This is a genomic window from Streptomyces piniterrae (assembly GCF_005048155.1).
In the GTDB taxonomy this organism is placed as follows: Bacteria; Actinomycetota; Actinomycetes; order Streptomycetales; family Streptomycetaceae; genus Streptomyces; species Streptomyces piniterrae.
In genome coordinates this window covers 1-4,169 of sequence record NZ_SUMB01000024.1, presented here as the reverse complement: position 1 = coordinate 4,169, position 4,169 = coordinate 1, and the positions used below count along the sequence as shown (strand labels likewise).

The 4,169-nt window shown below is 73.6% G+C and carries 4 protein-coding genes; 2 read left to right on the top strand and 2 right to left on the bottom strand.

Features of this window, described 5'->3' with window-relative positions:
- On the top strand, positions 1–2,085 hold a 2,085-nt coding region (locus FCH28_RS37825; RefSeq protein ID WP_136744980.1), incomplete at its 5' end, for a type IV secretory system conjugative DNA transfer family protein.
- 6 nt (positions 2,086–2,091) lie between these two features.
- Here the strand turns inward: FCH28_RS37825 and FCH28_RS37820 are convergent.
- Together FCH28_RS37820 and FCH28_RS37815 are read right to left on the bottom strand one after the other, a co-directional pair.
- Complete coding sequence (locus tag FCH28_RS37820) at positions 2,092–2,511, bottom strand: PIN domain nuclease (RefSeq protein WP_136744979.1); 420 nt, start codon at positions 2,509–2,511, stop codon at positions 2,092–2,094.
- Positions 2,508–2,720, bottom strand: a complete 213-nt coding sequence (locus tag FCH28_RS37815; protein WP_136744978.1) for a type II toxin-antitoxin system VapB family antitoxin — start codon at positions 2,718–2,720, stop codon at positions 2,508–2,510. The genes FCH28_RS37820 and FCH28_RS37815 overlap by 4 nt, the downstream gene beginning before the upstream one ends.
- Before the next feature lie 219 nt (positions 2,721–2,939).
- Here FCH28_RS37815 and FCH28_RS37810 point away from each other — a divergent pair.
- Positions 2,940–4,169: PucR family transcriptional regulator ligand-binding domain-containing protein (locus FCH28_RS37810; protein WP_136744977.1), on the top strand; the 1,230-nt coding region annotated here is incomplete at its 3' end.

Below are 4,169 nucleotides of genomic sequence, written 5' to 3'. Positions count from 1 at the left end.
GCCCCGCCACCGCCCGCCGCCCCGCCCGCCATGCCGGCCGTCCCGCCGGCCGCCCACGCCGGGCCCGCCGGTTCCACCGCGTCGCCGGAGCCCCCGCTGCTGCGCTGGCTGCGCACCCCGCGCCCGGCCGCCGCGCCCGGCATCTGGACGTACGGGCACCGGCCGCGGGCCGCCGAGGAACCCGAGCGGGTGCCCACGCGGCAGCTGGTCAGCGGTGCGGTGATCTCGTTCCTGTGCGGCTGGCTCCTGTGGTCGCTGCTGTGGAACAACTACCTCGGCAGCTACTGGCTCTTTCCACTGGTGCTGCTCACCCCCGACTCCTGGCGGGACGGCACCGACCCGATGGCCTTCGTCTGGGCCACCTACATCTACTACGGACTGTTCGTCGTCCTCCTGGCCGTCGTCTTCGGCCGGCTCGGCCGGTGGCCGGAACTCGTCCGCCGCCTGGCGCACCCCCTCGTCCGGCGCGTCCGCGACCGCGCGCCCGCCCGTACGCCCGAGCCCGCCGCCGACCCGGCGCAGTGGCCGGAACTGCGCGCCCAGGGCGCACCGGACGCCGCCGACAAGCTTGCCGCGGAGGCCCGCGCGGGCCGGATGAACGATGTGGACGTGGCCCGGATCGCCCGCGCCTGGCGCTCCGTACGCTCCGGCAAGAACACCGTCGCCGACTTCACCGACACCGTGCTGCGGAAGGGCGCGGCGGCCTGCGCCCACCCCTCGGGGCGGCGCGACCTGGCCCATCGGACCGCCGACCACGACCTGCTCGCCCACCAGGTGCGGATCGGCACCGCCGCCGACCACCCGCGCAACCCGTACCAGCACCGCGGCGCCGGATGCGCGCTGGAACCGGGCGTGTTGGGCACCTCACTGCTGGCCGTCGGCCCCGCCGGAAGCGGCAAGACCACCCGGCTCGTCAAGCCGGTCGTGGAGTCGATGTGCCTCCAGGCGCTCGCCGGGCAGGCCGCGGTCATCGCCGTCGGCCCGGCCGGCGCCGACCTCGGACCGGACGACGCCTTCGACGTCGTGGTCAGGATCGGCCGCCCCGCCCCGGAGTGCGACCTCGATCTCTACGGCGGCACCACCGACCCCGACGAGGCGGCCGGCATCCTCGCCGAGGCGCTGGTCGGCGACCTCGCGGGGCAACTCCCCGGCGGCGACAGCCGGCGCGCCGCGACCGCCCTCGCCCAGCTGCTCGGTCCCTTCCGGGCCGCCCACGACCGCTTCCCCTCGGTACCGGAACTGCGCGAACTCCTCGACGGAGCGACGGAGCCGATCGCCGCGCTGCGCACCGCGCTCGAAGACACCGGCGAACACACCCTGCTGCGCGAACTGGACGCCCGCGCACGGCAGTCGGAGCGCCCCGGCGACGTCGGCGTCCTCCTCGCCGACCGCATCGCGCTCCTCGACCGCCCGACCTTCGCCGACTTCTTCGACCCCACGGGCCGCACCCGCCAGGTCTCCCTCCGCGCCCTCGACCACCCGCTCCGGGTCCGCATCGAGCTTCCCGAACGCGGCCATGCCGAAGCCTCGCGGATCCTCGCCCGGCTCGTCCTCGCCCAGTTCACCGAGTGCGCGGTGGCCCGCGCCGACCGCTCGCTCTTCGCCTGCCTGGTACTCGACGAGGCCGCGCACACCATCACCGCCGAGGCGCTGCGCGGCCTCCAGCGGCTGCGCTCGGCCAACGCCGGCGCGGTGCTGACGCTGCGCGCGCTGGACGACGTACCCGACGCACTGCGCAGCGCGCTGCTCGGCGCGGTCGGCTGCCGGATGGCGTTCGCGGGCGTGACGACATGGGACGGGGCGCGCTTCGCCGAGGTGTGGGGCAAGGAGTGGGTGGAGACCCGCGATGTGACGGACCGTCAAATCATCGCCGAGGGTGCCGCGATGAAGGCCTTCCATGTCTTCCGCCACCTGGTCACCGGCAAGGCCGCCACCGCCAAGGCCGTCACCGTACGCACCGTCGAACGCGAACGCTGGTCCGCCTCCGACCTCGCGAACCAGCTCCCCGCCGGGCACGCGGTCCTGTCGGTCACGACGGTGAAGGGGGAGCACGCGCCGCCGGTGTTGGTGGATCTTCGGGGGTGAGGGTGCTCAGTCGGCGGTCGGTTCCACGACGCGCTTGACCTGCAATCCGGTGATGCGGGAGACGGCTTCGTAGTCGCGGTCGTCGTGGAGCACGATCAGGCCCTCACGCTCGGCCGTGGCCGCCACCAACAGGTCCACGGCTCCAGCGGATCGGTGCTGCCCGGATTCGGTGAGCTCCTGCTGGAGCTTCTGGGCCTGTTCGAAGACCTGGTCGGGCATGGGGACCCAGGAGAACACTTCCCGCAGGAGATCCTGCTTCTTCAAGCGATCGGCCAGCGATTGGGCGGAGTAGAGGAATTCCAGCTCAACGGCCGGGCACACCGCGATGATCCCGGCCGTGAGCTGTTCGTTCCACTGCTTCCAGACGGGTGTCTGGAAGATGCGGAAGAGGGCTGAGGTGTCGATCAGGAAGAGCGCGCTACTCACGGACGGTAGGCCGCCTTGTTGCCGACGAATTCGTCGAAGTCGCCGCGGTCGGCCATTTCGACGAGCTGAGCCAGGGCGCGAGCGCGCTTTATCCGCTGAGTGACCTCCAGCAGTGCGGTGTTGACGGTGTCCTTCTTCGTCTTGGTGCCGAGGACCTGGGCGGCTCCTTCCAGGGCCTCTTCGTTGATGTCGATCAGCATCTTGGGCATCGTTGCCTCCTTTCTCTGGATAGCTTAAGAGGATACCTGGGATATCTTCGACTGTCTAAGGAATCGTTTCGGCATCCCAGGCGCTGGTCCCAGCAGACCGGTGTCCCCGAAATCCTCCGCTGAGGCAGAATCGAAAGCGGCCGTTCGTACGGGACGGCGAAATCGTCCGCAGGCGACCACCGCCCCCGTGCCCGCACCCACGCCGCAACCGAAGGTCCCATGCCGCACACCCTCGCCTCACTGGTCAACCACACCGCGCTCAAGCTGACCGTGCTCGCGGGCGGGGACCGGCTGGACGTTCCGGTGCGCTGGGCGCATGCCAGTGAGCTGATCGATCCGGTGCCCTACATGGAGGGCGGGGAGCTGCTGCTGATCACCGCGCTCAAGCTGGACGCGGAGGACGCGGAGGCGACCCGCGGGTATGTGCGGCGGGTCGCGGAGGCCGGGGTCGTCGGGCTGGGGTTCGCGGTCGGGGTGAATTACGAAGAGGTGCCGCAGGCCCTCGTCGAGGCGGCCCGGCAGGCGGATCTGCCGCTGCTCGGGGTGCCCCGCCGGACCCCCTTCATCGCCATCAGCAAGGCCGTGTCGGCCGCCGTCGCCGCCGACCAGTACCGCGCGGTGACCGCGGGGTTCGAGGCGCAGCGGGAGCTGACCCGGGCGGCGCTGAGCGCCGAGGGCCCGGCCGAGCTGCTGGCCCGGCTCGCCGCGCATCTGAACGGCTGGGCCGCGCTCTACGACGCGTCGGGCGCGGTGGTGGCCGCCGCCCCCGACTGGGCGGCCCGGCGCGCCGCCCGGCTCGCCGACGACGTGGGGCGGCTGCGCGAGCGCCCCGCCCCCGCCAGTTCCGTGGTGAGCGATGCCGAGGGGGACGACCGGGTCGAGCTCCAGTCGCTGGGCACCGGGCGGCGGGCGCGCGGTGTGCTCGCGGTGGGTACCGGCGCGCCGCTCGGAACCGCCGAGCGGTACGCCGTGCACTCCGCTGTCGCGCTGCTCACCCTCACCACCGAACGCTCCCGTGCACTGCAGGACGCCGAGCAGCGGCTGGGCGCCGCGGTGCTGAAGATGCTGCTCGCGGGCGAGCCGGAGCACGCACGGGCGGTGGCGGGACGGCTCTACGGCGGGCTGCTGGACACCCCGTTCCGGATGGTGGTGGCCGAGCCCGTCGCCGCGGAGGACACCACGGGCCCGCCCCCGGCAGCGCCCTCCGGCGTCCTGGACGCACTCGCCGACGCGATGGAGTCCGCCGCCGCCAGGACCGGCGAGGCGGTGCTCACCGTCCCCGACGGCGGCCGGCTGATCGCACTGGTCGCGGACGGCGGCGCCGCAGCGGCCGCCTGCGCCGAGTACGCCGCCGCGGCCGAGGCCCGCTTCGGGGCGCAGACCCGGGGCCGCGGCCGCGCGGAGGCGGGGCGCGGCCGCGCGGAGGCGGGGCGCGGCGCCGAGGGGCTC

What these genes read in the sequence shown, in the direction of transcription:
- FCH28_RS37815 (WP_136744978.1), bottom strand. Translation starts at nt 2,720, where the DNA reads ATGCCCAAGATGCTGATCGACATCAACGAAGAGGCCCTGGAAGGAGCC.